The organism is Pseudomonas sp. UBA6699, from assembly GCF_002454615.1.
Taxonomy (GTDB): domain Bacteria; phylum Pseudomonadota; class Gammaproteobacteria; order Pseudomonadales; family Pseudomonadaceae; genus Aquipseudomonas; species Aquipseudomonas juntendi.
In genome coordinates this window covers 25,105-50,618 of the sequence record NZ_DKJF01000025.1, presented here as the reverse complement: position 1 = coordinate 50,618, position 25,514 = coordinate 25,105, and the positions used below count along the sequence as shown (strand labels likewise).

General features: G+C 57.5%; 25 protein-coding genes, 1 tRNA gene and 1 pseudogene. 15 read left to right on the top strand and 12 right to left on the bottom strand.

Translation table 11 applies throughout. The features are described from left to right. Positions 1-9: 9 nt before the first annotated feature. The 7 genes from cyoE (at position 10) to B3361_RS05980 (ending at position 5,981) form a co-directional block, all read left to right on the top strand. The gene (gene cyoE, locus B3361_RS06010) at positions 10-897 is read left to right on the top strand and encodes a heme o synthase (RefSeq protein ID WP_029886721.1); all 888 of its coding nucleotides are present in this window, start codon (positions 10-12) and stop codon (positions 895-897) included. 308 nt (positions 898-1,205) lie between these two features. Beyond that, positions 1,206-2,414 (top strand): alanine transaminase, encoded by a 1,209-nt coding sequence (gene alaC, locus B3361_RS06005; RefSeq protein WP_009682133.1) that lies wholly within the window; start codon positions 1,206-1,208, stop codon positions 2,412-2,414. Positions 2,415-2,611: 197 nt separating this feature from the next. Beyond that, positions 2,612-3,739 carry a hypothetical protein gene (locus B3361_RS06000; RefSeq protein WP_054905370.1) on the top strand — a complete coding sequence of 376 codons (1,128 nt, stop codon included), beginning with the start codon at positions 2,612-2,614 and terminating at the stop codon, positions 3,737-3,739. A gap of 127 nt (positions 3,740-3,866) precedes the next feature. Beyond that, positions 3,867-4,250 (top strand): YkgJ family cysteine cluster protein, encoded by a 384-nt coding sequence (locus B3361_RS05995; protein ID WP_029886718.1) that lies wholly within the window; start codon positions 3,867-3,869, stop codon positions 4,248-4,250. Between the two features lie 209 nt (positions 4,251-4,459). Further along, positions 4,460-5,023, top strand: coding sequence for a GNAT family N-acetyltransferase (locus tag B3361_RS05990; RefSeq protein ID WP_009681616.1), 564 nt, complete (start codon positions 4,460-4,462; stop codon positions 5,021-5,023). An 11-nt stretch (positions 5,024-5,034) separates the two neighbouring features. Beyond that, positions 5,035-5,574: a hypothetical protein gene (locus B3361_RS05985; RefSeq protein WP_009681617.1), complete on the top strand. Its 540-nt coding sequence runs from the start codon at positions 5,035-5,037 to the stop codon at positions 5,572-5,574. A gap of 20 nt (positions 5,575-5,594) precedes the next feature. Beyond that, positions 5,595-5,981 carry a lysozyme inhibitor LprI family protein gene (locus B3361_RS05980; RefSeq protein ID WP_054881689.1) on the top strand — a complete coding sequence of 129 codons (387 nt, stop codon included), beginning with the start codon at positions 5,595-5,597 and terminating at the stop codon, positions 5,979-5,981. Between the two features lie 239 nt (positions 5,982-6,220). Here B3361_RS05980 and mnmH read toward each other — a convergent pair whose 3' ends face one another. Both mnmH and selD read right to left on the bottom strand, forming a co-directional pair. Next, the gene (mnmH, locus tag B3361_RS05975; protein ID WP_029887424.1) at positions 6,221-7,333 is read right to left on the bottom strand and encodes a tRNA 2-selenouridine(34) synthase MnmH; all 1,113 of its coding nucleotides are present in this window, start codon (positions 7,331-7,333) and stop codon (positions 6,221-6,223) included. Continuing rightward, positions 7,333-8,367 carry a selenide, water dikinase SelD gene (selD, locus tag B3361_RS05970; protein WP_029887425.1) on the bottom strand — a complete coding sequence of 345 codons (1,035 nt, stop codon included), beginning with the start codon at positions 8,365-8,367 and terminating at the stop codon, positions 7,333-7,335. The genes mnmH and selD overlap by 1 nt, the downstream gene beginning before the upstream one ends. Positions 8,368-8,705: 338 nt before the next feature. Here selD and B3361_RS05965 point away from each other — a divergent pair, with 338 nt between their 5' ends. Genes B3361_RS05965 through phnE form a run of 4 tightly spaced genes read left to right on the top strand, consistent with a single transcriptional unit; the run spans position 8,706 to position 11,951 of the window. After that, positions 8,706-9,560 (top strand): putative selenate ABC transporter substrate-binding protein, encoded by an 855-nt coding sequence (locus B3361_RS05965; protein WP_054906265.1) that lies wholly within the window; start codon positions 8,706-8,708, stop codon positions 9,558-9,560. Further along, entirely contained in the window at positions 9,557-10,366 is an 810-nt protein-coding gene (locus B3361_RS05960; RefSeq protein WP_054890552.1) for a phosphonate ABC transporter ATP-binding protein, read from the top strand. Before B3361_RS05965 ends, B3361_RS05960 begins: the two co-directional genes overlap by 4 nt. After that, positions 10,360-11,187 (top strand): PhnE/PtxC family ABC transporter permease, encoded by an 828-nt coding sequence (locus B3361_RS05955; RefSeq protein ID WP_054906264.1) that lies wholly within the window; start codon positions 10,360-10,362, stop codon positions 11,185-11,187. The genes B3361_RS05960 and B3361_RS05955 overlap by 7 nt, the downstream gene beginning before the upstream one ends. Further along, the gene (gene phnE / locus B3361_RS05950; protein WP_029887428.1) at positions 11,184-11,951 is read left to right on the top strand and encodes a phosphonate ABC transporter, permease protein PhnE; all 768 of its coding nucleotides are present in this window, start codon (positions 11,184-11,186) and stop codon (positions 11,949-11,951) included. The genes B3361_RS05955 and phnE overlap by 4 nt, the downstream gene beginning before the upstream one ends. Before the next feature lie 36 nt (positions 11,952-11,987). On the opposite strand, the gene B3361_RS05945 is transcribed toward phnE, so the two are convergent. From B3361_RS05945 to B3361_RS05930, 4 genes and pseudogenes are all read right to left on the bottom strand, one after another. Next, positions 11,988-12,881, bottom strand: coding sequence for a bestrophin family protein (locus tag B3361_RS05945; protein ID WP_029887429.1), 894 nt, complete (start codon positions 12,879-12,881; stop codon positions 11,988-11,990). A gap of 112 nt (positions 12,882-12,993) precedes the next feature. Then, positions 12,994-13,080: pseudogene (locus tag B3361_RS05940) on the bottom strand (GNAT family N-acetyltransferase); the annotation flags it as partial. Positions 13,081-13,183: 103 nt separating this feature from the next. Beyond that, complete coding sequence (locus tag B3361_RS05935) at positions 13,184-13,831, bottom strand: trypsin-like peptidase domain-containing protein (RefSeq protein ID WP_029887430.1); 648 nt, start codon at positions 13,829-13,831, stop codon at positions 13,184-13,186. Between the two features lie 658 nt (positions 13,832-14,489). Then, positions 14,490-16,211, bottom strand: coding sequence for a DUF262 domain-containing protein (locus B3361_RS05930; protein ID WP_154211155.1), 1,722 nt, complete (start codon positions 16,209-16,211; stop codon positions 14,490-14,492). Positions 16,212-16,687: 476 nt separating this feature from the next. Here B3361_RS05930 and B3361_RS05925 point away from each other — a divergent pair, with 476 nt between their 5' ends. Beyond that, a complete protein-coding gene (locus tag B3361_RS05925) occupies positions 16,688-17,158 on the top strand; it encodes a hypothetical protein (protein ID WP_154211156.1) in 471 nt (156 codons plus the stop codon). After that, positions 17,155-18,171, top strand: coding sequence for a MobV family relaxase (mobV, locus tag B3361_RS05920; RefSeq protein ID WP_286920135.1), 1,017 nt, complete (start codon positions 17,155-17,157; stop codon positions 18,169-18,171). The genes B3361_RS05925 and mobV overlap by 4 nt, the downstream gene beginning before the upstream one ends. A gap of 286 nt (positions 18,172-18,457) precedes the next feature. On the opposite strand, the gene B3361_RS05915 is transcribed toward mobV, so the two are convergent. From B3361_RS05915 to B3361_RS05890, 6 genes are all read right to left on the bottom strand, one after another. After that, a complete protein-coding gene (locus B3361_RS05915) occupies positions 18,458-19,864 on the bottom strand; it encodes a replication endonuclease (RefSeq protein ID WP_286920134.1) in 1,407 nt (468 codons plus the stop codon). 222 nt (positions 19,865-20,086) lie between these two features. Further along, a complete protein-coding gene (locus B3361_RS05910; RefSeq protein WP_238784001.1) occupies positions 20,087-20,497 on the bottom strand; it encodes a DUF7673 family protein in 411 nt (136 codons plus the stop codon). Beyond that, the gene (locus B3361_RS05905; RefSeq protein ID WP_238784000.1) at positions 20,497-20,766 is read right to left on the bottom strand and encodes an AlpA family phage regulatory protein; all 270 of its coding nucleotides are present in this window, start codon (positions 20,764-20,766) and stop codon (positions 20,497-20,499) included. Before B3361_RS05905 ends, B3361_RS05910 begins: the two co-directional genes overlap by 1 nt. Positions 20,767-20,863: 97 nt before the next feature. Further along, the gene (locus tag B3361_RS05900) at positions 20,864-21,718 is read right to left on the bottom strand and encodes a hypothetical protein (protein ID WP_154211787.1); all 855 of its coding nucleotides are present in this window, start codon (positions 21,716-21,718) and stop codon (positions 20,864-20,866) included. A 2-nt stretch (positions 21,719-21,720) separates the two neighbouring features. Further along, the gene (locus B3361_RS05895; RefSeq protein WP_154211786.1) at positions 21,721-22,935 is read right to left on the bottom strand and encodes a tyrosine-type recombinase/integrase; all 1,215 of its coding nucleotides are present in this window, start codon (positions 22,933-22,935) and stop codon (positions 21,721-21,723) included. Positions 22,936-23,110: 175 nt separating this feature from the next. Further along, positions 23,111-23,195, bottom strand: a tRNA-Leu gene (locus tag B3361_RS05890). 107 nt (positions 23,196-23,302) lie between these two features. Between B3361_RS05890 and queA the strand changes: the two genes are divergently transcribed. Together queA and tgt are read left to right on the top strand one after the other, a co-directional pair. Next, a complete protein-coding gene (gene queA / locus B3361_RS05885) occupies positions 23,303-24,352 on the top strand; it encodes a tRNA preQ1(34) S-adenosylmethionine ribosyltransferase-isomerase QueA (protein ID WP_054906087.1) in 1,050 nt (349 codons plus the stop codon). A gap of 14 nt (positions 24,353-24,366) precedes the next feature. Next, a complete protein-coding gene (gene tgt / locus B3361_RS05880) occupies positions 24,367-25,482 on the top strand; it encodes a tRNA guanosine(34) transglycosylase Tgt (RefSeq protein WP_009682049.1) in 1,116 nt (371 codons plus the stop codon). Positions 25,483-25,514 lie beyond the last annotated feature (32 nt).

Here is a 25,514-nt window from a genome sequence, read left to right as displayed (position 1 = left end):
TAAGACTGCATGTCCGTTAAGCACTTTATCCAAATCACCAAACCGGGGATCATTTTCGGTAACGTGCTTTCCGTGGCAGGCGGTTTCTTCCTTGCCTCGAAGGGCCATGTGGATTTCGCCCTGTTCCTGGCGGCGGTGATCGGTACTTCGCTGGTGGTAGCGTCCGGATGCGTGTTCAACAACTGCATCGACCGTGACATCGACCACAAGATGGAGCGCACCAAGAACCGCGTGATGGTTCAGGGCGGCATGTCGCTGCCCCTCGCGCTGATCTACGCCACCCTGCTTGGGGTGGCGGGTTTCAGCCTGCTGTATGTCCAGGCCAACCCGCTGTCGGCGTTCTGCGCAGCAGTAGGGTTCGTCGTCTACGTCGGCTTCTACAGCCTGTGGCTGAAGCGCAAGTCGGTGCACGGCACCTTGGTCGGCAGCCTGTCGGGTGCCATGCCCCCGGTGATCGGTTACTGCGCCGTGAGCAACAGCTTCGACCTGGCTGCGGTAACCCTGCTGGTGATGTTCAGCCTGTGGCAAATGCCGCACAGCTTTGCCATTGCCATCTTCCGCTTCAAGGATTACAGCGCTGCCAACATTCCGGTGCTACCGGTGGCGCGCGGCATTCTGGCGGCGAAGAAGCAGATCGTGCTGTACGTACTGGCTTTCGTGCTCGCTACCTTGATGCTCACCCTCGGCGGTTACGCCGGCCTCGGCTACCTGGCCGTGGCAGCTGCCATGGGCCTGTACTGGCTGTACATGGCCTGGGGTGGCTACAAGGCCGAGGACGACAGCAAGTGGGCGCGCAAGGTGTTCGGCTTCTCCATCCTCACCGTCACTGCCCTGAGCGTGATGATGGGTGTGGACAGCCAAACTGCTGCGGACGTGCTGATGACATACGCACGCTGAAATAGCTGCCTGTTTCACGAAAACCCTGGCCATGTGCCGGGGTTTTTTTATGGGTGTTTTTCCTGTGCCGGCCACGGCGCAGGTCCCAGGGGCTGCGGGTAACCCTGTGGGAGCGGGCGAGCCCGCGAAGAGGCCAGCGCAGGAAAACATAAATCCTGTATTTTCAAAAAATACTTCTGAAAAGATCTAACAAAACAGGTTTTTGTCCTTTACAGGTATCCTCTCTCGGCACTATCTTCTGATCCAGGCCGCCATATCGGCCAGCGTCGCTCGGACGGTTCCGGGCGCTTACGTTCTCAGAGGAAACCATGGCCAACCCAGGTTCGCCGCGCCGCTTTGCGCGCATCGATCGTCTCCCCCCTTACGTCTTCAACATCACTGCCGAGCTCAAGATGGCTGCCCGCCGCCGTGGCGAGGACATCATCGACCTGAGCATGGGTAACCCCGATGGCGCCACGCCGCCGCACATTGTCGAGAAGCTGGTGCAGGTTGCCCAGCGTGAAGACACCCACGGCTATTCCACCTCGCGCGGTATTCCGCGCCTGCGCCGGGCCATCGCCAACTGGTACAAGGAGCGCTACGAAGTCGACATCGACCCGGAGAGCGAAGCCATTGTCACCATCGGTTCGAAGGAAGGCCTGGCGCACCTGATGCTCGCCACCCTCGACCAGGGCGACACCGTGCTGGTGCCCAACCCCAGCTACCCGATCCACATCTACGGCGCGGTGATCGCCGGCGCCCAGGTGCGCTCCGTGCCGCTGGTGCCGGGGGTGGACTTCTTCAACGAGCTTGAGCGCGCCATTCGCGAGTCGATACCCAAGCCGAAGATGATGATCCTTGGCTTCCCGTCCAACCCCACCGCGCAGTGCGTAGAGCTGGACTTCTTCGAGCGTGTGGTTGCACTGGCCAAGCAGTATGGTGTGCTGGTGGTGCATGACCTGGCCTATGCCGACATCGTCTATGACGGCTGGAAAGCCCCGTCGATCATGCAGGTGCCGGGCGCCAAGGACATTGCGGTGGAGTTCTTCACCCTGTCCAAAAGCTACAACATGGCGGGTTGGCGCATTGGCTTCATGGTCGGCAACCCCGAGCTGGTCAATGCGCTGGCGCGGATCAAGAGCTACCACGACTACGGCACCTTCACCCCGCTGCAAGTGGCGGCCATCGCTGCCCTGGAAGGCGACCAGCAGTGCGTGCGCGACATTGCCGAGCAGTACCGCCAGCGCCGCAACCTGCTGGTCAAAGGCCTGCACGAGTTGGGCTGGATGGTCGAGAACCCCAAGGCGTCGATGTACGTCTGGGCGAAGATTCCGCCGGCGTATGCGCACCTGGGGTCGCTGGAGTTTTCCAAGAAGCTGCTGGCCGAGGCCAAGGTATGCGTGTCGCCGGGCATCGGTTTTGGTGATTACGGCGATGATCATGTGCGCTTTGCCCTGATCGAGAACCAGGACCGCATTCGCCAGGCCATCCGCGGCATCCGGCAGATGTTCCGGGCTGACGGGCTGGTCCGCAAGTAAGACCATCGCGACCCAAGGCCGCTCCCACAGTGACCACGCAGCATCCGAAAGCTGCGCTGTACCGGTGGGAGCGGCCTTGCGTCGCGAAAGGGCTGCAAAGCAGGCTCAGGATCTTCAGCCGGGCGAGCTTTCCGCCTGCATTCCAAGCTTCAGCCAACCTACCTTCGGCACTCATTTCTCACCGAAGGGATCCCCCCATGAGTGTCTTCACCGCCTATTTCTGCGGCACCGGCTCGCACCGCTTCGACCACGCCAACCCCAACTTCTGGAACGGCGAGCTGGTTTCAACCCTGGCCAGCAACGAGCAGGGCCACGAGTTCGCCCATTGGATTGCTGTGGATGGTCCAGGCAGCGGCAACCTTCAGGATGACAACCTGTTCGTGGAACCTGGTGGCTATTACAACTGGACCGGGCAGCTGTTTGGCCGCGGCTGGGAGGAAAACGTCAACCACGTGCTGCAGGTGATCAAAGGCGAAAGCAACTGGCAGCGCAACGAACTGAGCAAGGAAGAATACGAGCGGCTGAAGCAAGCCGGGGTGCCGATACCGGATGCAGGGTCTGCGGCCTCATGGTTCTGGCGCAACTACAGCTACGGCGCCCGCCACCCCACACCGCAGCAATTGCAGGAGGGCATCATCAGCATGTTCCGCAAGCCGCGCCTGCCGACCCAGGTCAACCTGGTGGGCTGGAGCAGGGGAGGGATCAGCTGCCACATGCTGGCCAATGCCATGGCACAAGACCCTGTACTGCGCGACATACCGGTGAACATCTTTGCCATCGACCCGGTACCGGGCGTTGGCAATGTGCAGCAGCAGCGGGTCAGCCTGACCGGCAACGTGAAGGAGTACGTGGGGTTCTATTCACGGGATGAGCGTTCCAAAGGGTTTGCCTGCGTGGTTCCTGCCGTGGCGAGCACTACACGCATCTGCATTTATCCAATGCCTGGCCGGCACGCCACGCTGGTAGGCAACGCATCGCTTGACGGCGCGGGCGCGGGCAAGGTGTTGGCTGAGCCGGGGTTGATCGTTCGCCACTTTGCCGAAGTCTGCCTGGCCCGCTGGGGTGTGCAGTTGGGCAAGCGCCTGGCGTTGACCAACAGCCAGCTGATGCAGTATCACCAGCAAATGGCGGCGGCAGACGACCAGTACCAGGCCATGCGAAAGGCGTCCTATACCGTGCTCACCGAGGGTGAGAAGGACGACCGCCTGGTGCACTGTGGCCAAGCGCCCATGCGCTTCAGCGAGGTGCAGGGTACAGCCTACGAACCCTGCACGGGCCTGGCCTTGCAGCGCTGGGACGCCGACACTTACAAAGCCATCTGCTAGCGTTGCCAGGCGGCCGGATCAGCGGCAATTTTTTTTTGCATTGCCCCTCTATCCAGCCGCCCCTGCTTGGACTGAGAATGGCGCCGCGGGCCAGACCCGATAACAACAACCTTCCCTCCGTGCCATCATGTCCGAATACAACCCTTGCCTTGACTGCGGCGCCTGCTGCGGGTACTTCCGTGTGTCTTTCTTCTGGGGCGAATGCCAGTCTGCCGGGGGTGTTGTCCCGGATGACCTGGTGGTGCAGGTCAACCCTACCCGTGTGGCCATGATCGGCACCGATGCCAAGCCGTGCCGCTGTATCGCTCTGCAGGGCGAGGTCGGCAAAGAGGTGGCCTGTACCATTTATGCCAACCGCTCCAGCCCGTGCCGTGAGTTCGAGGCGTCGTGGGAGGGTGGGGTGCACAACCCCAGCTGTGACGCCGCCCGGGCAGCATATGGCCTGCCACCGCTGACACCGCCTGGGGCCAACGAGCCGCATTGGCCGGATGACGGGGCCGAGGTGGCCTGACGCTTTTTCGCTGGCCTGCACTGGCCCTATCGCCGGCAAGCCAGCTCCCACAGGCGTTGCATATCTCGTGGCAAACACCTGTCAGTCCTGATGCGATTTCTGTGGGAGCGGCCTTGTGTCGCGATGGGCTGCGCAGCAGCCCCGGGATGCCGTAACCTCGCGCTTGACGTTAAACTGTCATCTCCCCAGCAATGGACAGGAGATCCGGCGTGACCCCACCCCGCAGTTTCCCCAGTGACCTCTGCCTCGACAGCCCGCGCCTGCAACTGCGCCCCATGCGCCATGCCGATGCCGCGCAGTGGCTGGCGATCATGGCCGACCCCGAGGTCATGCGTTATTGGCACCATGCCCCTTGGCAAAACCTGGCCGAGGCCGAAAGCGCCCTGGCCGCCGACCGCGAAGCCTATGCCAATGGCGACCAGCTCAAGCTGGGTATGTACCGCCGCGACAACGGTGAACTCATCGGCATGGTCCAGCTGTTCAACATCGACGATGTTTCCCGCCGTGGCGAGATCGGCTACTGCCTGGCCAGCGCCGTGCAGGGCAGGGGCTACATGGACGAAGCGCTCACCTGCTTCATCGATTACCTGGCCAACACCCTGCACATGCGCCGCCTGGAAGGTGAGATCGACCCGCGCAACCAAGGCTCGGCACGCACCCTGGAACGGCAAGGTTTCGTGCTTGAAGGCACCCTGCGGGCGCGCTGGTGCGTGGCCGGTGAGTTGTCCGACTCCGGCATCTATGGTCTGCTGCTTGAGCCCCCGGTCGCCTAGGAATTTGCGCTTTGCCCGTTTTCTACCTGAGCATTAGCCTGCTGCTGTACTTGCTCGCCCTGTTCTTCAACGGCGCGCACATGAATGGCGGGCATCACATGCCGGCGCTGCAGATGCTGCTGTACGGGCCATGGGGCTTGCCCTTCGGCTTGCACCAATGGTTTGCCAACCCGCTGCTGGCGTTGGCCATCCTTGCCCACCGGCGCTTTCGCCGGCTGGCATTGCTGGCCGGGTTGGCGGCGGTTTACCTGGCGGGCAGCAGCTTCGGCATCACCCGTCTGCCGGATAACCAGACTTATGAATTCCATGACCTGAGCGGGTTTGGTGCCGGCTTCTACCTGTGGCTGGCGGCGATGGGCGTGTTCTGCCTGGGCCAGGCCTGGCATTGCTGGAAGGCCCGCAGCGCTGAGGATATGCCCGGTTGGAACTGGCTTGATGTGGCCTTGATTGCGGCGTTGGGTGTGGCGGTTTATGCCGCCACACAGATGCCAGCGCTGCAATTCGAGCCGGGCAAGGTGCTGATGCCGCCGGTGCAACCCCAGACGCTTTGATACCTAAAAGGAGAGTTGGCATGTGCAAGCAATACCTGGCAGGGCTGGCACTGACCTGCGTGCTGCCATTGGCCGTGGCCGATGACTACACGGCGGCCTACGTGCAGTGCATGGACAAGGCCTCCAGCACGGTGGCCATGAGTGAGTGCATCGGGGCCGAGACGCAGGTGCAGGACCAGCGCTTGAACCGGGTGTACGAGCAACTGATGGGCAAGCTGGATGCCGGGCAGCAGAAAAGCTTGCGCGATGTGCAGCGCAAGTGGCTGGCGTACCGCGATGGCAATTGCCAGTTTCATGTGCAGGCCAGTGGCGGGACCATGGCGCAGCTGGAGGGTGGTACCTGCATGATGAGCATGACCCGCGACCGCGCGGCGGAGCTGGAGCGGGTGCTTAGCCCGGGGCAGTGAGTTGCCTGTACGGGCCTCTTCGCGGGCATGCCCGCTCCCACAGGGGTAGTGTTGGGAGCAACTGTCTTGTATTGCCTGGACTGGCCTCATCGCCGGCAAGCCAGCTCCCACAGGGGTTGCGCCAGCTTATGGCTTTTCAGCAAGACAGTTGCTCCCCCAGGAATTGCACAGGATTTGAAGTCGATGCGATCGAAGTGGGAGCTGGCTTGCCTGCGATGGGGCGCGAAGCGACCCTGGTTTTACAGGTGTGGCTGGCGCAGTGCCCGGGCCTTGAGGTACTCACGCACCTCCACGGCATCCCCGGCAAACTCGATGCGCTCGGCCTTGGCTGCCCGCTGGTAGGCATACATCGGGTCGTAGTACTCGTTCAGCAAACCCTCGATCCAGCCCCGGTGCAGGTCCACCGCGCCGCTGCGCTGCTGTTCTTCCAGGGCCTGGCGCAGAACTTCCGATAGCCGTTGGTAGCGTTCGCCACCCAGGCGCTTGTGGATGTTGGCCATGCTCTTCAGCATGCGCTCGGCAAACAGGCGGCGACCGTCTTCCTCGCCATGCACGGCCATAAACTCGGCACTCAGGTTGATCACATAATCGCGAAGAATGCGTTCCACGCGGTTAGCGAAGCTGTCCTCCAGCCACACCAGCGGATACCGCTGCATGCCTTGGTATAGCTCCAGCGGCAACGTGCAACTGCCGACAATACGGCCCTCATCTTCCAGCACGAACTGCTCGACCCCTCGGGCACGCTTCTTCAGCACATCGATGGCCAACTGGTTCTCGAAATCGATCTGCGCCGGCTGCGCCGTGGCGCGCTTGCCGAAGCTGGAGCCGCGGTGATTGGCGTGGCCTTCCAGGTCGAGCACGTTCTCCAGTTGCTGCAGCACATCGGTCTTGCCGGTGCCGGTCAGGCCGCCGACCAGCACGAAATCGCATTGGGCAACCGCCTGCTGGGTCGTCCCCAGCAGAAAGTTACGCATGGCCTTGTAGCCACCTTTGACGCGTGGGTACTGGATGCCCGCTTCATCGCGCAGCCAGCCCTGCACGATCTGCGAGCGCAGGCCGCCCCGGAAGCAGTACAGGTAGCCCTCGGGATGCGCCTGGGTAAAGGCTACCCAGGCTTGCAGGCGTGCCTGCTTGGTAGCACCGCTGACCAACTGGTGGCCCAGCGCGATGGCGGCGGCCTGGCCCTGTTGCTTGAAGCAAGTGCCGACCTTCTGCCGCTCCTGGTCGTTCATCAGTGGCAGGTTGACCACGCCAGGGAAGGCGCCTTTGGCGAACTCGACCGGCGCGCGCATGTCCATCATCGGCACGTCGTGGAGGAACAGCTGGCGAAAATCGGTGCAGTCGGGGCGCATCAGATCACCTCGACCGCGTGGCTCTGTCGCTCGACCAGCTTGCCGATCGGCGCCAGTTGCAGGCCCAGTTCGGCGGCCACCGCCAGGAACTCTGCTTCACCTTGCGGGGTAACTGCCACCAGCAGGCCACCGCTGGTTTGCGGGTCGCACAGCAGGTGCTTCTGGTCGTCGCTGAGCGTACCGATCTTGTGCCCGTAGCTGTCGTAGTTGCGCAGGGTGCCGCCGGGGATGCAACCCTCGGCCAGGTAGTGGTCGACACTGGGCAGGCGCGGTACAGCGGCGTAGTCCAGGTGCGCGGTAAGGCCGCTGCCTTCTGCCAGTTCGACCAAGTGGCCGAGCAGGCCGAAGCCGGTGACGTCGGTCATGGCCTTGACCCCGTCCAGCTTGCCAAAGCGGCTGCCGGGGGTATTGAGGGTGCACATCCAGTCACGGGCCAGGCCTTGGTCCTGCGCGCGCAGCTTGGCCTTTTTCTCGGCAGTGGTGAGGATGCCGATGCCCAGTGGCTTGGTCAGGTACAGCTGGCAGCCGGCGCTAGCGGTGTCGTTGCGCTTGAGGTGGCGCTTGCTGACCACGCCGGTGACAGCCAGGCCGAAGATGGGCTCGGGAGCGTCGATGGAGTGGCCGCCGGCCAGTGGAATACCGGCTTCAGCGCACACGGCACGGCCACCGCGGATGACTTCGCGGGCGACTTCCGGTGGCAGCACGTTGACTGGCCAGCCAAGGATGGCGATGGCCATCAGCGGGTCGCCGCCCATGGCGTAGATGTCGCTGATGGCGTTGGTGGCGGCGATTCGACCGAAGTCATAGGGGTCATCGACGATCGGCATGAAGAAGTCGGTGGTCGAAACCACGCCACGTTCGTCGTCCAGTGCGTATACCGCGGCATCATCGCGTGAGGCGTTGCCGACCCACAGTTTCGGGTCCAGGGCCTGGGTGCCGCTTTCAGCGAGGATCACGTCCAGCACCTTGGGGGAAATCTTGCAGCCACAGCCGGCACCGTGGCTGTACTGGGTCAGGCGAATCGGCTCGCTCATACGTACCTCAGCAGGTCAATTTGTTGCACGATTGTAGCAAAGCTGGCCTTTGCGCCTGTGCCTCTTATAATTCCTTGGGCCAGCTTCAAGCTTCAAGCTTCAAGCTGCAAGCTGCAAGCTGCAAGCTGCAAGCTTCAAGCTTCAAGCTTCAAGCAAAAGCAAAAGCAAAAGCCACATGCAGGCTGCTTTTGCTTGCAGCTTGCAGCTTGCAGCTTGCGACTTGCGACTTGCGACTTGCGACTTGCAGCTTGCAGCTTGCGACTTGCGACTTGCGACTTGCGACTTGCGACTTGCGACTCGCAGCCGCTTTTCCCCGCCATTGAACCGGAGAACCCCCCATGCTCAAACGCCCCCTGGCGCTCGCCGCTGGCCTTGTGCTGTCCTGCTGTGCCGTTGTCGTGCAGGCCGCTGAAACCTTGCGGGTCAGCGCCATCCCAGATGAAGCACCCACCGAACTGCAGCGCAAGTTCAAGCCGTTGGGCGAGTACCTGGCCAAGCAGTTGGGCATGGAAGTGAAGTTCGTGCCGGTGGCCGATTACCCGGCTGTGGTCGAGTCGCTGGCTTCCGACCGCCTCGACCTGGCCTGGCTGGGTGGGTTCACGTTCGTCCAGGTTCACCTGAAGGACCCGACCGTCACGCCGTTGGTGCAGCGTGAGCAGGATGCGCAGTTCACCTCCAAGTTCATCACCGCCGACCCCAACGTGAAAAGCCTGGCTGACCTGAAGGGCAAGTCGTTTGCCTTCGGCTCCATCTCGTCGACGTCCGGGAGCCTGATGCCGCGCTACTTCATGCTCAAGCAAGACAACATCAAGCCTGAGGACTACTTCAGCCGTGTGGCCTATTCCGGTGCCCATGACGCCACCGTGGCGTGGGTGCAGGCGGGCAAGGTCGACGCAGGTGTGCTCAATGCCAGCGTCTGGCAGAAGCTGGTGGACGCCGGCAAGGTCGATACCAGCAAGGTGAAGGTGTTCGCCACTACCCCTACCTATTTCGACTACAACTGGACCGTGCGCGGCAACATGGACCCAGCGCTTAAAGAGAAGATCAAACAGGCCTTCCTCGCCCTCGACCCGGCCAACCCGGCGCACAAGGCGATTCTCGACCTGCAGGCCGCCAGCCGCTTCATCGAGACCAAGGCCGAGAACTATGTGGGCACCGAGCAAGCGGCGCGTGAGGCCGGCCTGCTCAAGTGACAGCCTCGAACGCGGCCATCCAGCTGCATGGCGCCGGCCTGCGCCACGGTCAGGTGCGCGCTCTCGATGCCGTCAGCCTGCAGATCGACCAAGGCGAGCGCGTGGCCATCATCGGGCCTTCGGGCGCGGGCAAGTCCAGCTTGCTGCACCTGATGGCCACGGCCGTGCGGCCTGGCAGCGGGCGCCTGGAACTGCTCGGCGAGCAGCCCTGGGCGTTGTCGGTGCGGGCGCGTCAACGCTTACGTGCGCGGGTCGGCCTGGTACACCAGGCGCCACCCTTGCCGCCGCGCCAACGGGTGGTCACGGCAGTGCTGGCAGGGCGCCTGGGGCAGTGGGGGCTGCTGCGCGGCTTGTTCAACCTGCTGTACCCCAGCGATGTCGCAGGCGCTCGGCAGGTTCTGGCTGAACTGGGCCTGGCCGACAAGCTGTTCGTGCAATGTGGGCAACTGTCCGGCGGGCAGTTGCAACGGGTCGGCATCGCGCGCGCGTTGTATCAACGGCCGCAGGTACTGCTCACCGACGAACCCGTGTCGGCCATGGACCCGGTGCTGGCCGACCACAGTCTGGCTTTGCTCAACCGCCATGCCCAGCGCCATGGCGTTACCCTGGTGGCCAGCCTGCATGCGGTGGAGCTGGCGCTGGCGCATTTCCCTCGGGTGGTCGGTATTCGCGAGGGGCAGGTGGCGTTCGACTGCCCGGCCACTGCGGTTACCAGGCAGATGCTGGATGCACTGTACGCCAACGAACACCTGGCTTCGCCGCCAGCCCCTGGGGCACCCCTGACCGTGCAGATTCCGCGATGCTGAAAGCCAGCACCCGCGACCCGGCCTTATTGCCGCGGTTGCTGCTGGCCGTGCTGGCTGTGGCAGTCCTGTGGCCGGGTATACGGTTGAGCGAGCTGAACCCCGGTGTGCTGTTGCAGGCAGAGAACCGGCAGCAGATCGCCCAGTTCACCCGCGCGTTCTGGCCACCGGCCCACGACGCCGATTTTCTTGCATTGCTGTACGACGCCACGTTGCAGACCCTGGCCGTGGCGACTGCCGGCATGGCGCTGGCATTGCTGCTGGCAATCCCGGCTGGCTTGCTGGCCAGCCGGGCGTTGTCGTTGCGCGCTGCATCCAGGGGCGGACGGGCCGGGTTAGGGTCACGGGTGGTACGCCTGCCTGTGCGCGGGTTGCTGATTTTCCTGCGCAGCGTGCCCGAGATAGTCTGGGCGTTGCTGTTCGTGCGTGCGGTGGGGTTGGGGCCGACGGCAGGGGTACTGGCCATTGCCATTACCTACAGCGGCATGCTCGGCAAGGTCTATGCCGAGATTTTCGAATCGGTCGACCAGCGCCCGGCACATGCCTTGTTGCAGGCGGGCAGCGGGCGCTTGGTGGCGTTCCTCTACGGCATCCTGCCCAATGCCGCCGCCGAGGTGGTGTCGTACACCGTTTACCGCTGGGAATGCGCGGTACGGGCTTCGGTGGTGATGGGCTTTGTTGGCGCCGGGGGGCTGGGGCAGCAGATCGACCTGTCGATGCGCATGTTTGCAGGTGCCGAGGTTGCCAGCATGCTGCTGACCTTCCTGTTGCTGGTGATCCTGGCCGACCTGCTCAGCCGCTTGCTGCGTTGGAGGTTGGCATGAACCGGGTGATCAACCTGGTACTGCTGGGGGCCATCGTGGCGGCGGTAGCGGCCTCGTTTGCCTACCTGCAGCTGGACTTGCAAGCACTGGTCGGCAATGGCGGCCTGGGGCAGATGGGCGAATACGCCGGGCGCTTCCTGCACCCTGACTGGTCTGCCGGGCACCTGAAGGCGGTATGGCACGGGGCGCTGGAGACCCTGGCCATGTCCGGGCTGGGCACCCTGTTGGCGATGGTGCTGGGGATGCTGCTGGCGCTGCCGGCGGCGGGCCGCTTCGGTTGGCCGTTGCAGGGCGCTGCGCGGTTGCTGCTCAATGCCCTGCGCGCCATTCCGGAGCTCGTGTGGGCGGCGCTGACCGTGCTGGCCGCCGGGCTTGGGCCCAATGCCGGCACCCTGGCCCTGGCGCTGCACACTGCCGGGGTACTGGGGCGGTTGTTTGCCGAGGCGCTGGAGAACGCGCCGCCAGAGCCTGCGGCGGCGATCCGTTTGCAGGGGGGTAGCCAGGTGGCGGCCTTCTGCTTTGGCACCTTGCCCAATGTGTGGCCGCAGTTGCTGGCGTATAGCTTGTACCGCTGGGAGAACAACATTCGCATGGCCAGCGTGCTGGGGTTTGTCGGGGCGGGGGGGCTGGGGCAGCTGCTGTACACCACCTTGAGCCTGTTCCAGGAAGCCCAGGCCAGTACGGTGATCCTTGGCATGCTGGTGCTGGTGTTGCTGGTGGACATGCTCAGTGATGTGTTGCGCCAGCGTTATGTGCGGGCCTGACCGATAGCCAGGGCCGCCAGGCAGCCCCAAAATCCATCAGGCTCCCACCACCTCGCCACACTGCGCCTCGCGCTGCATGGATTCCAGGTTGCGCTCAATCGTCTCGCAAATGGTGTCCATCTGGATCTGGTGCTCACTGAACCTGAACGGGCTCTGCAAGTCGGTACCGATCCGCTCGATGGCCAGCAACATGAACCCCACCACCGTCGACGCCAGCGGTGTGAACCAGCCCAGCGACTCCACCAGCCCCACCGGCACGATCAGGCAGAACAAGGTGATGAACAGGCGCGGAAAATACACGTAAGGGTACGGCAGCGGCGTATTGGCAATCCGTTCCATGCCGCCTTGGGCATTGGACAGGTCCACCAGGGTTGCCTCCAGCCGCGCCAGGCGAATGCTGTCCAGCCGCCCGGCCTGGTATTCCCGGGCCAGCAGGGCCGCCGAGCCGCTGAGGATGTCGTTGGCGAAGTTGTTCGAGCGGTTGCGCCGTTCGAACTCCGCCGGCGGGATAAAAGCCATCAGTTCATCCGGGCAGGGTTCACCTTTCAGGTGTGCCGCCAGGCAGTTCACATAGGCGACATGCCGGCGCAGCAGGGTGGCCTTGACCGGGTTCAGGCCGTCGTCCGTGTCATCGATCAGGGTCAGCGTCTGCCGGGCAAAACTGCGCGAGCTGTTCACCAGCGCGCCCCATAACGTGCGTGCTTCCCACCAGCGGTTGTAGGCACTGCTGTTGCGAAAGCTCACCAGCACCACCAGCGCAGAACCCAACAGGGTCAATGGGATCAGCGGCAAGGTGAACTTGCTGTTGAAGAACAGCATGAAGTCGATGGTGACCAGCACATCCCAGATCAGCAGCCAGAACAGCGACCAGCCGATGTAGCCGATGGTCTTCACCACCAGGCGGTACTTGCGGGCGATGACGTCTTTCACGCGGGGGTACCTCGGAACGCGGGGGATGCAGGATGGGACGTCGAGGCGCGCCGAAGGTTCGCCATCCTTTGAGCGGGTGTATCCATAAGGATACGATTGGGTGCCACTTGATGATGCCGAATGGTGTGAAGCCCAGCTGTGGATAGAGCAGCAGGCCGGCGGTGTCGTGATTGAAGCATGGCACTCGGGCCTCCCGAGCGCAGGCTCAAATCCCGCGCAGGCCCTGTAGGAGCGGGTTTACCCGCGAAGAGGCCATCAGCCTCACATCATAGGCCGCTTTCCATCCAGCACCGCGCCCCGATTCACGGCTTGGCGGCCACCGCCACGTAGCCTTTGACCGCAGCCGGCGCCCTCGGCTTGGCCTTGCGTGCCAGCAGGTACTGATAGCGCCGCCACTCCTTGTCGATCTCGTTGAACGACATGAACACGCTGATGCGTTCCTTGCCGATCAGGTCGGGGCGCCTGCCGGCGTCGATCTCGCTGGTCGGGATGATGGCCACGTTGATGCCTACGACCTTGCCATCGTCGGCAAACACCGGCCCACCCGACATGCCTTTGGTGATCGGGCCATCGTGTACCGAGTAGAAGACACTGCCAGGCGTACCTTCCAGCCGAACCAGCGACGGCAGGGCATGGCCCTTGCCTTGCATCGGCATCATCAAGCTGTTGTAGCCGACCGCCGTCACGGCCTCGCCCGGCACGTACTGGCGCCAGGCCGGTAACGTCGCAGCCTTGTGCTTGAAGAACACCACATCACCGAGGCCTTCGTGAACCACGTTGGGCAGGAAGGGGGTGTGTTTGGCGGTTACTGCGTAATCCTCATTCCACTGGATGGCGCTGGCCATCAGCAGCATTGGCAGCGGAGCACCGGAGGTGACCACGAATGCCTGGCTGTAGACGGGATCGGAAACGTAAGACGTTGGCACTCCATTGCACCCACCCAGCAGCATCATTGCTGCCACACAGGGCGCTATAGCTTTCATGGTTCACACAGGATTGAGGGGAAGGGTGCGCAACTATGGCTAAGTGCCATTATTCGGACAATCCTTTCGTGATATATCCGACGAATGACAGCTTAAGTGCTAATCAGAAGGGTAGCCAATAGAATCGGGGTATCGAGGTGAGGCCCCGCGCCGTGGCGGTGGCGTCAAGGCGAAGGGTGCTTTTGGCGAGACGAAAAAAAAACCGACCATAAGGTCGGCTTTTTCCGGATTTTGGTGCCCGAGGGAGACTCGAATAAGCCAATGAATATAGGGGATTTTCACTGGATATTTTCTGGGGATACACAAGGGGATACAAGGCATTCTCGACTAGGTGATTCCTGTTTCATTATTCGAAGGTCATACCTACCAGCTAGGTCTACGCAGCGGAGGGCGATGATAAAAAGACGCCTTCGGTCTAACGCCACATGGGCTCGGTCTGAAACGAAAATGGATTGACCTCGAGGCCCAGCTCCAGTGCGAGGATTCCCGCCTGATGCTCCCGTCAAAGCCGAACACCCCAAGTGGTTAAGGGCCTTGGCTGTCCCCAGAGCTTGCCGGGATTCCGAAAGACCGCTTCAAGGCCACGAGGGGTAGGTTTTGCATGGCGATCACCAGGACGGGAAATTCAAGCCAGTTTTTCTTTCAATATGTCTCGGAGCATGTTCTCTCTTAGAGTGATGAAATTTGAAAAATTTGTGATGTCTAGATCGGTGTCGGGAATCAAATAGCGATTCAAAAAGAACTCTTTGTTACCAGAGAAGCCTGGGCGACTTGTGATCCATGAATGAAGGTCACTGCCGTTTTTCGATTGGTTTTCATTGGCATCTAGCATCTGGAGGTTTTTAATTGAGTTGTATGTTTCCCAGTCTTCGTGGTGTGCGCTAGATGCTGGAATATGTGAATACATGATTTCAGGGTGTAAGTGATCTTTGTGGAAGTTATTGTTCCTGTAGTCCATGTCGGGGTATAGTAGGGCTAAGATCGAAAATGCATACTTTTCATCCTTCTGAGTCATCAGAAGTTCGCTGATAAACTCATCGCTGATACCTAGGTCTTTACGAATGTGTTGATTAATATCGGCTACCGGGAAACTTGTCTGTGCGGGATCAATGGGGGAGCTCAAGACATCATCTGTGAAGCCTCTACGAATTTGATTGAGTACGCTATCTGTTTGAGCGCCAAACAAGCGTTTTACCAGAGCGGTGTGAATCCATTTTCGAATTATATCACGATCTTGTGCGTATTCGATTTTGCTGTCGAAGCCCTTGTAGATGTTCCGATGATACAGGTAGTAGATGATCGGTAATACAGCATTTTTAGAAGTTAAAGTGGTGTCAACAAAGCCAAAAGATTTTACAAGATCAAATGCGGATAATATTGAGTCTCGAATGTTGAGCCATTCTTTTTCAAAGTTTTGTGCATTAGCTTTGGAGAAGTTCGTTACCTTGAACTTAATATCTTTGCTGTGAAGGAAAAGGAACGTTTTTAGAATGAAGTCTTTCGTAATAGTAAAGCCTTTATCAACAATTGCGTCTGTGAGTGCATGAATTTCTTTTCGCGCGTCAATGGTATCCCAGTTGGCGACCGCAATCGACATGATTAGGTCTGAAAAATTAAGGGGCTCGCCACCGCTGTTGATTCTGATGAAAATATTTAGAGCTTTATCGATGTTTTGTTCGGTTTCGAGGAAGAAGTTGATAATTGGTTTCGAGTGAACGATGTTTTTGAGTGTGGCTAAGGTTTTGTAAGAGAATTCATGCGCTTTGAGATTATGTGCGTCCAGGTATTTGTTGAACTCGAAGTCATCAGATAGGCCATATATTTCTGAGACTTTAAACCAGGACTCCTTGTCTTGCTCGTACTCTTCGTTTGTTAGGAATTTGAACTCAAACTGTCGGCCGTCTTCCTCGTTCTCTAGCGGATTAACAATATTTAGATATAGGAGCCTGGTTGGATAGACTCGTTCTGAGTCCTCTTCTCGCAAACGCGGGGTTCTGTAAGCATAGCTTCCCCGAAGTCCGATATATAAAGAGGTTAATCGCTGTTGGCCATCAAGTATTGCGGTAAAGTCGCTGTGGCCGGTAGTGCTAAATTCCTCGTTGTGGGTTTTATATCGTTGGCGAAACTCTCGGATAAATTTGTAAAATTTAAACTGGTTTTTCGTGATGTCTTCAACGCGCCAGAACAAAAAAGAGCTAATGGGATAGTTGCGCATGATGGAGTCAAAAAGCCATTCAATCTTGCTGTGGCTCCATTCAAATTCCCGCTGAATAGATGGTAAAAGATACCTGTTGTTTTCAATGTTCCTAATTGCTTCTGCTATGGTAATCGGCGTTTGAAATGACATTATTAACTACTCCGTGTCTTAAGAACTAAAGGTCTGCATGTATGCAGCTGTGGTCTAGCATGGCCATGTGCCAACATGAAAAGATGTACAGATACGTCCTAGATCATCTGTAGTCAAGGGGCTAACCGGAAGCCGCAGCCCGCGCAGCGAGGTACGAGCGAGCAGGAACGGGTGAGGATTGGCGCGTAGCGTACCCTTGACGACATGCTTCGGACGCAACCTGTCCGAGGGGTGGGGAGAGCTTTACCTCCCCAGCCCCGAGCGTCTGGGGCGGCCCCCAGGCCGGTGGCGCCCAAAGGGGGCGCGATTTTGCAAGGCGGGAACCGACGCGCAGGCAGTCCAGCGGCACGCTGGCCCACCATTAACGTAGTTAATGTGTAGTGGGTTACACTTTGTGTCTTAGAAAAACGTTGCGTAAAACTTCGCTCCATTTGCATACTAATTAAAGAATAAGAAAAGCAATAGGAGATGCCGTGATGATTAACTCTAACGTGATTGCTTTATCAGCCGATAAGCGCAACCTCTGGATGCAAGCGGGAAAAGCTTTCCCAGGAAAGAAACTAAATGAGGTGATGATAAGAGCACTTGCCGATATATCAGTCGGCCAAGCGCAAATGTCTTTTTATGAGATCCGGCGCATAGACGCTCCGTTAGCTTTTGATGCGCTATTAAAGATTCAGAGCACACGCGCTGCACATAGGTATATCGAGGCGGATCAGGAAGGTTTTAGAGAAGTCCTAAGAGTTGAACGGACGCTGTTTGACGCTATTATGAGAACTATATCTCTGCTGCTGGATGTCATTGCTGGAATACTCTTGCCTAATTCGAGTGGTGGAGGTGCACCGCCAGCGTTTTCTTATGTTGTCGACAGCACTGAAGGCAAGCCGTATGTGCCTACCTGGAAACGGAGTTTGGCGAGAATTTCTTTCGACGAGCCGGCTTTATGATGTACGGAATATTGCGTACTAAAAAGCTTAAAAGCCTAAATGCCGTGCGCCGGTCTTCTAATCACACCTTCAGAGAGCAGGCTACACCTAACGCCGACCCCACCAGACTTAGAAAAAATCGTACGGTCGGGGCCAAGAGCACTTGCCAACTCTTGGACGCTCTGAAGAGCAAGTTGCCAGAAAAAAGGAGAAGCGATGCAGTTATCTGTATTGAATACCTAATAACCGCCTCCCCTGAAGTGTTTAAGCGCCATGGTGGCCATTTAGACGATTTGGGCGAAGGATATTTCAGTGATTCTCTTGCGTGGTTAAGGAAGCGCCATGGAGAGGCTAACGTCCTGAGTGCAACTGTGCACCTTGATGAATCGACGCCCCATATGGTCGCTTACGTAGTGCCTCGTACACAGGATGGGCGATTGTCCTGTCGAGACTTCCTGGGCAGCCCCGCAAAGCTGAGGGAGATGCAAGACGATTTTCATCTTGCCTGCGGTTCCAAGCGCGGCTTTAAGCGTGGATTGAAAGGCTCCAAGGCTAAGCATGAAGCGGTAGCATCATTCTATACAGCCCTGACGGAATTTGACCTTGCGCCTAAGCTCTGCCGTAAGGACTACGCGGCTGCGGCGTTTGGGATGAAAACTGAGGCCTGGAAGCAGGCGGAAGTCATAGCACAGGCTAACAATTTGCTCGCAAAACGCGAGGTGCGTAGAAGAAAAGCAGATCGATCTAGGCAAAAGAAACAAGAGGCCATGAGATTAGACATCGTCGAAAAGCAGCAGGCTGCTAAGCATCGAGAGATCGAGGACGCTATGAAAACTGCCGACCTTGAGCGTCGCTCCGAGTCCCTAGCTGAAAGAGAACAAGAGATCAGCCAGATCGAGAGTCACGTCTTATCAATAGAAGCAGAGAGAGACGCCTTGGTGCGTCGTTTTGAAATTCTAGAGCTTAGTACAGGCGAAAAAAGAAAGGCCCCACAAGGGGGCCGTGAACTTGTAAATGAACGGGGTCTAAGTTGATTGAGGCCTGCTACTCCGAGTAGCTGGGTGTGGTGCCCACAAGCTTTTCACCAGTGCCTTCCCAGAGTGCTCCGCCTCTTTGTTCGCGCAAGACCGACAATAGAACCCAATTCCTACGTAGTAAGGGGTCACTTCACTGCTGCCGCACATTTCACAGCCATCATAATAGGTCACGCCGTTCCTATCAATTAGCATAATTAGCCTCTGTTGGTGAGTATCGTTTATGACTGGGGTTGGAATCGTGATGGCTTTTCTTGGAACACTATTAATAACTGTAACCGAATGGCTAAGCGTCCTCGATTTTGAATTTCCCCTGGCTGAAAATGTGATTATCACCGATCTTCAAGCCAATGATCTTGTATGTTTTCTCGCCGTAGACGGTTTGGCTCTCTTCCCTAATCAGCATCAGGGGAGCTACACCGTTATATTTCCTGAACAAGTCAGGTGCCTGGAGTAAATTTTTTAAACCAGAGGGATTTCTCCAGATTTTTGTTTTTACAATTTCCCCCACCTCACCCTCCAGTGATTTGAAATCTTCCTCTTGAAGCTTGTTGACTGAGCGAATCAATGTGAGGACATTTTTTACTCCAAAAGGTTGGTATTGCCTTACTCGCATAGTTTGTAATGCTGCACGTACTCGCTCTCCGTACCTGATTGATGCCAAGTCTTCCTCTTCCCGCAAATCATCGGTTTCTGCGTCCTTACCCTGGCTGTCAAAATTCGAAACGGACGTGTCGAAACCTTTAGCGAGGTATTTGAATATGTAGCTTGAAGCACTGCCAATATTTGGATCTCCAATTTCAACTTTCAACTGTCCATAGAGTGGGAATTGTTCCTTGCTAGCCTCAATGAACGGGTTGGTTGCCTCGGGCGTGGCAAAAACCAAAAGATGCCAATGTACAGACCCATCTTTATGGGTTTCGGCGGTTCTGATGCCAAAGTATGTGTCAATCCCGCTTTTAAAATTTCGCTTATTCAAGAGCGATCTAATGCGTGCCCAAGCTGAGGAAATATAATCATGACTTGCCTTAACCCCTAACTTGGGGTTATAGCTACATTTCCCTTTCAAAGGGTTCGGGTGGTATTCAGGCGGTGCAGTGTAGGTTACAAATAGCCATCCCATTCCCCGGTCTTTTGCAATAGATTCAAAATTTTTAGATATCCAATATAATTCTTTGAATCGATTTACAGTTGCCCGCTCAGCTAGTTCAGACAGCGAGATTTTGTTTCCTGTGTGCGTGTTCACGATTACCTTGCTACTCAGGTAATCATCTTGGTCGCTTTTTCTAATTCTTATTTTTTCTACAGTAACATCAGAAGAATATAGCTGAGCTGCGGGGGATAGGCCGCCAACTGTTTTGAGTGCCGCTTCAGCATTGAGTCTTGCAATATCTGCTTCGTATTGTATTCGGCGCCTCCAATATTTTCGTGACATTGACTTTGCGATAACGGCCGATGCAGAAGAACCAATAATCGTAATTGCATAGAAGTTGGTTTTAAACTCGACCCTGGTGGTGAAGTATTCAAGATCATAATCCTGGGTTGCTGAAAATTGTCCAGCTATTCTGACTGCCAGGTAGGAAATCTGCTTCGGAGAAAGAGAATGGAGCGGGGGTAGTGACTCAGCCGTAACTGTCAAGCCAATAGTTGAGTAAATCTCTTTTTCCGTCTGTATTTTTCGTTCAGTTCGCACTGCGGCTCCTTTGATATGTGATTCTCTTCCTTGAGTTGAAAAATCATGTTGCAGCCCTCGTGGCATCGAACATAAGCAGGCGGAGCAAGTATTCCCCGCCCCAGAATTTATATCATCACAGCCAGGTGGTTTTGGATGTGGAGGTTTAGCTATTGATGAAGCAAAGGGCAACTGGCTAAGTTGGTATTAGCCAGTGTCGTAGGGATCTAGTATCTCTAATTTTTATGCTGGCTTTTTAGGCGCCCAAGTGAATTTCAACTTATCCCAAATGGCAGGGCCATTTTTCACAAGGAGATGAATTTCTTTTTTTGGGCGCTGGTCGAGTGCAAGCACGGCCATACAATCTTCCCAAATTGATCTTTCAAGGCGACGAAGCTCACTAAGCTCAAAAGGAAATGCTTTACCATTGTAGAGCGCGAGCAGAAAACGACCGCATACTTGGCTCTGTCCCGAATCCTGGTTGGCGACTTCGACTAACCTTTGCAAAGCGGGCAGGCCCACAGCCTCGGTAGCTACACGTTGTTGCTCATAGTCCATCAGCTTTCGCTTCCAGGCTTCTTGTTTTTCAGTGCTAGTCATTGAGTTCGAGGGTGATGCCACAAGACACGGCTGCGGGATGTTGGAGTGATCCATTATTGCTTCTCCCTCAATGCCGCTCTTCCTTCTACCCAATCTTGAACTTCAGCCAGTACCCAACCAACGGGGGCGCCTCGAGAAGTGCTATCACTAAGCTTGACAGGTCTAGGAAAGCTTGAATCACTTTTCAATCGTTTATAGATGGAGTTTCGGCGCAACCCGGTGATGGCTTCGACATCACGCATGCGGATGATGACAGACCGTGGATTGATGATTTCGGACGCCCAAGATGTATTGCTAGGGCGGGGGAAGGGAAGGGTGAACATAGCTGAGCCCGTATAGGTGATGACGGGCTCAGATTGACGAAAAACTCTCAATTAGTCTTTGCAATTGCAAAAGTGGTTTTTGCAATTGCAAAATATCTTAGCGGTTAATTCGTTGCTTTTTTAGCTTTTCCCTAGCCTCAGCTTTAGCTAGGGTAATTTTCTCTGCTTCAGCGGCTGCCGCTTTAGCTTCAGCAAAAAGCTTAGTAAGTGTGCTAGCACTTGCACCTCTCCACCCTTTGTCTTCTATTTCTGCTGCAATTTTTCCCTGGTCGTAGTGGGGTTTATTTTGCTCTGAAAGTAACAGTTCCAGCATGCCAGCTACTGTCAGAAGGTACGAAGTCTTCACAGAGGTCGTTGCTGATTCAAGTTTTTCCTCTGCCAGTCTTCGGGCGTTGCGCTCGATCTCCAGCTGCTGCTGCAATTTCGCGATTTCGTTGGTTTCACTGGTGGTAATGCTCTTCGCGCCAACAAGGGTTACAGGGCGAGGCAAGGCAGGTACGCTATTGATCAATTCTTGTATTGTTATTGTGTCTTTAGTAAGAGCTTCAATGTCAGACGATCTGAATACCGCACAGTATCGTGTCGTTTCGCAGTTCAGTTTCCAGATCGTATTGAAGCTCGACCATCCTGAGTCGCTCTCTTCCCTGCAATTTTGCGTAGGCCCTTGAACTACGATGTGCTTGAGTATGGTCAGAGTATTGATTATAGGGTGGTCGACATATTCTAGGGTGGTAACGCGAAGTTTCTCTGGGTTAACCAGTAACTGGTTGCCGGAGGCTCGTACTTCCCTGTTTGTTTCGATTTCAAGTCCTGTTGCATCGTCACAACTTATATATGCAGGGCACCTTCCGATTGCGCAGAGAGTTTTTAAGTCTCGCAGGGTGAATTTATGATTGCCGGCGCGGTTGAGAACCTCAACAGCGCGCGCCGGATTAATCCACAGTTCTTCCATTGTTAGTTGCCTGTCGTCGCGAGCTTATCTAGATAGTCTGCATACCACTGCATCATTACGGAGCGTTTATCCAAATACTGTGCTTTATTGTAAACGCCCGAAACACCTGCTTCTTTATGAGCAAGTTGGACTTCAATATGATCCTTGGGCCAGCCGTGTTCGCGTAACAAGGTACTTGCAGTATGGCGAGTGCCATGTCCAACCAAGCGACCTTTGTACCCGATACCGGCGAAAACCTTGTTAATGGTATTCTCGCTAATCATAGGATTTTTTGGGCCTACTCCAGGAAACAGCCATCTGCTTCGGCCTGTAACTCTCTGTAGATCCTTAAGTGCGGCTATTGCTTGTAAAGGAAGGGGGCTAACGTGATCACGGCCCATCTTCATTTTTTCATCTGGTATCATCCAGACACCTGCCTCGAGGTCAAACTCAGACCACTCGGCAAAGCGAACGACACCTGGTCGTGAAGCTGTCCAGATACAAAGCCAGGCAGCGGTTCGGGCAGGCAGCCGGCTGGTTGTATTTTTTAGTGCTCTTATGAAATCCGGTAATTCGCCCTCAAGCAGGTGAGGGTGCTGTTTTGTTGTTGGAGCTGCATCCGCAATATCTCGCAGCCTACTTGCAGGATCGTTCTCAGTGAGGCCAAGGCCGATAGCTCGACCGAAGATTTGATTAAGCCAAGAACGGCACTTCTCAGCGACATTGTGGGCACCACGGGCTTCAATTGATGCCTGGAGACTAGCGCAGTCGTTGCGAGTGATCTCATCAAGCAGCTTGTCACCCAGCGCAGGGAGGATGTCTTTCTCCAGGTAGGTTTGCATTTTTTCTAGCGTCGTTTTAGCTAGGCCTTGATCAGTCTTGGATTGCAACCACCCAGCAGCAGCGGAGCGGAAGGTTCGTGTCCTAGCAACCTCGAGTGCCGCTTTAGCTGCGCGCTTTTGCTCAAGCGGATCAATACCTTGGCTCACCAGCTTTCGATGCTCAGCTGCCTTGCTTTTAGCTAGAGCAGCACTGACTTCCGGGTAGCCACCCAGACCAAGCCAAGCCCAAGAGCCGCCGGGTTTCTTATATCTCAATTGCCACGATTTTCCGCCGTTTGGCTTCACACGAAAATAGAGGTTTTCGCCATACAGCTCGCGAAATTCCTTGGCTTCTGGCTCCAAGGCCGCAAGAACTGTGTCAGCGAGGGGGCGGCGCTTGATCTGCGAGCGCTTCATCTGTGTATCCCAAAGTTAGAGAGTTTTTGGAGGATACAGGTGGGGATACAGGAAAGGAAGGAGTGAGGGGAGATGGATAGAGACAGCCAGAAACAAGAAAGCCCGCACAGGGCGGGCTTTACAAGTCATTTCTTATCGTTTTTTACACTGCCAGAGACAGGTAAAAACATGCGTTTGGTGCCCCGAGGGAGACTCGAACTCCCACTCCTTTCGAAAACGGATTTTGAATCCGCCGCGTCTACCAATTCCGCCATCAGGGCGTGTGGCGCGCAGTATAGAGAGCTGCCGCTGGTCGGTCAATCGGCTTTCATGGTCAATTTTCACACATTGGGCTAAACTTCCCGGCCCTGCCGAACCGAACATCATCATGCGCGTCGCCGATTTTTCCTTCGAACTCCCCGATTCCCTGATCGCCCGCCACCCACTGGCCGAGCGCCATGGCAGCCGTCTGCTGGTCCTCGATGGGCCGAGCGGCGTGCTGGCACACCGGCAATTTCCCGATTTGCTCGAGTACCTGCGCCCCGGCGACCTGATGGTGTTCAACAACACCCGGGTCATCCCGGCCCGCTTGTTCGGCCAGAAAGCGTCTGGCGGCAAGCTGGAAGTGCTGGTCGAACGCGTGCTCGACAGCCACCGGGTGCTGGCTCACGTAAGGGCCAGCAAGGCGCCGAAAGAGGGCGCGGTCATCCTCATCGATGGCGGTGGTGAGGCCGAAATGGTCGCCCGCCACGACACACTGTTCGAGCTGCGCTTCACCGAAGAGGTGCTGCCCCTGCTCGACCGCGTCGGCCACATGCCGTTGCCGCCCTATATCGACCGCCCTGACGAGGGCGCCGACCGTGAGCGCTACCAGACCGTCTACGCCGAGCGTGCCGGTGCAGTGGCTGCGCCTACCGCCGGCCTGCACTTCGATGAAGCGTTGCTGGAAAAAATCGCCGCCAAGGGCGTGGAGCGCGCCTTCGTCACCCTGCACGTGGGCGCGGGCACGTTCCAGCCGGTGCGTGTCGACAAGATCGAAGACCACCATATGCACAAAGAGTGGCTCGAAGTGAGCCAGGAGGTGGTCGATGCCATCACGGCCTGTCGCGCTCGGGGTGGCCGGGTGATCGCCGTGGGCACCACCAGCGTGCGTTCGCTGGAAAGTGCCGCGCGCGACGGCGTGCTCAAGGCGTTCAGCGGCGACACCGATATTTTCATCTACCCGGGTCGGCCGTTCCATGTGGTCGACGCGCTGGTCACCAACTTCCACCTGCCGGAGTCCACGCTGCTGATGCTGGTCTCGGCCTTCGCCGGCTACCCCGAGACCATGGCCGCCTACGCCGCGGCGGTGGAGCAGGGGTACCGCTTCTTCAGTTACGGTGATGCCATGTTCATCACCCGCAATCCGGCGCCACGCGGCCCCGAGGATCAAGCATGAGTCGCACCTGTCGAATGTCCTTCGAACTGCTGGCCACCGACGGCAAGGCCCGTCGCGGTCGCATCACTTTCCCTCGTGGCACCGTGGAAACCCCGGCGTTCATGCCGGTGGGCACCTATGGCACGGTCAAGGGCATGCTGCCACGCGATATCGAGGCCATTGGCGCCGAGATGATCCTCGGCAATACCTTCCACCTGTGGCTGCGCCCGGGCACCGAGGTGATCAAGAAGCACAACGGCCTGCACGATTTCATGCAGTGGAAGGGCCCGATCCTCACCGACTCCGGTGGTTTCCAGGTGTTCAGCCTGGGCGCCATGCGCAAGATCAAGGAAGAGGGTGTGACCTTCGCTTCGCCGGTCGATGGTTCCAAGGTGTTCATGGGCCCGGAAGAGTCGATGCAGGTCCAGCGTGACCTGGGCTCGGACGTGGTGATGATCTTCGACGAGTGCACCCCGTACCCGGCCGAGCACGATGTCGCGCGCACCTCCATGGAGCTGTCGCTGCGCTGGGCCCAGCGCTCGAAGAACGCCCACGCCGACAACACCGCCGCGCTGTTCGGCATTGTCCAGGGTGGCATGTACCAGGACCTGCGCATGCGCTCGCTCGAGGGCCTGGAAAACATCGGCTTCGATGGCCTGGCCATTGGTGGCCTGTCGGTTGGCGAGCCCAAGCACGAAATGATCAAGGTGCTGGATTACCTGCCTGACCAGATGCCGGCTGACAAACCTCGTTACCTTATGGGGGTAGGCAAACCGGAAGATCTCGTTGAGGGTGTGCGCCGCGGCGTCGACATGTTCGACTGCGTGATGCCAACGCGCAACGCGCGCAACGGGCATCTGTTTGTCGATACAGGGGTGATCAAGATCCGCAATGCGTTCCATCGCCACGATGAATCGCCGCTGGATCCGACCTGTGACTGCTACACCTGCACCAACTTCTCGCGCGCCTATCTGCACCATTTGGACAAGTGCGGCGAAATGCTGAGCAGCATGCTGAATACCATCCACAACTTGCGCCATTACCAGCGCTTGATGGCCGGTTTACGCGAGGCCATTCATCAGGGTAAATTGGCCGCCTTTGTCGACGCCTTCTACGCCAAGCGCGGGCTTCCGGTTCCGCCCTTGGACTGACTGTCTGCATCCATTATTAGAAAATTACATTA

Bases quoted from the DNA above. Each gene is read 5' to 3' on its own strand.
- cyoE (WP_029886721.1), top strand. From the start codon at position 10: ATGTCCGTTAAGCACTTTATCCAAATCACCAAACCGGGGATCATTTTC.
- alaC (WP_009682133.1), top strand. From the start codon at position 1,206: ATGGCCAACCCAGGTTCGCCGCGCCGCTTTGCGCGCATCGATCGTCTC.
- B3361_RS06000 (WP_054905370.1), top strand. From the start codon at position 2,612: ATGAGTGTCTTCACCGCCTATTTCTGCGGCACCGGCTCGCACCGCTTC.
- B3361_RS05995 (WP_029886718.1), top strand. From the start codon at position 3,867: ATGTCCGAATACAACCCTTGCCTTGACTGCGGCGCCTGCTGCGGGTAC.
- B3361_RS05980 (WP_054881689.1), top strand. From the start codon at position 5,595: ATGTGCAAGCAATACCTGGCAGGGCTGGCACTGACCTGCGTGCTGCCA.
- mnmH (WP_029887424.1), bottom strand. From the start codon at position 7,333: ATGCGCCCCGACTGCACCGATTTTCGCCAGCTGTTCCTCCACGACGTG.
- selD (WP_029887425.1), bottom strand. From the start codon at position 8,367: ATGAGCGAGCCGATTCGCCTGACCCAGTACAGCCACGGTGCCGGCTGT.
- B3361_RS05965 (WP_054906265.1), top strand. From the start codon at position 8,706: ATGCTCAAACGCCCCCTGGCGCTCGCCGCTGGCCTTGTGCTGTCCTGC.
- B3361_RS05955 (WP_054906264.1), top strand. From the start codon at position 10,360: ATGCTGAAAGCCAGCACCCGCGACCCGGCCTTATTGCCGCGGTTGCTG.
- phnE (WP_029887428.1), top strand. From the start codon at position 11,184: ATGAACCGGGTGATCAACCTGGTACTGCTGGGGGCCATCGTGGCGGCG.
- B3361_RS05935 (WP_029887430.1), bottom strand. From the start codon at position 13,831: ATGCTGCTGGGTGGGTGCAATGGAGTGCCAACGTCTTACGTTTCCGAT.
- B3361_RS05930 (WP_154211155.1), bottom strand. From the start codon at position 16,211: ATGTCATTTCAAACGCCGATTACCATAGCAGAAGCAATTAGGAACATT.
- B3361_RS05925 (WP_154211156.1), top strand. From the start codon at position 16,688: ATGATTAACTCTAACGTGATTGCTTTATCAGCCGATAAGCGCAACCTC.
- mobV (WP_286920135.1), top strand. From the start codon at position 17,155: ATGATGTACGGAATATTGCGTACTAAAAAGCTTAAAAGCCTAAATGCC.
- B3361_RS05910 (WP_238784001.1), bottom strand. From the start codon at position 20,497: ATGGATCACTCCAACATCCCGCAGCCGTGTCTTGTGGCATCACCCTCG.
- B3361_RS05905 (WP_238784000.1), bottom strand. From the start codon at position 20,766: ATGTTCACCCTTCCCTTCCCCCGCCCTAGCAATACATCTTGGGCGTCC.
- B3361_RS05900 (WP_154211787.1), bottom strand. From the start codon at position 21,718: ATGGAAGAACTGTGGATTAATCCGGCGCGCGCTGTTGAGGTTCTCAAC.
- B3361_RS05895 (WP_154211786.1), bottom strand. From the start codon at position 22,935: ATGAAGCGCTCGCAGATCAAGCGCCGCCCCCTCGCTGACACAGTTCTT.
- queA (WP_054906087.1), top strand. From the start codon at position 23,303: ATGCGCGTCGCCGATTTTTCCTTCGAACTCCCCGATTCCCTGATCGCC.
- tgt (WP_009682049.1), top strand. From the start codon at position 24,367: ATGTCCTTCGAACTGCTGGCCACCGACGGCAAGGCCCGTCGCGGTCGC.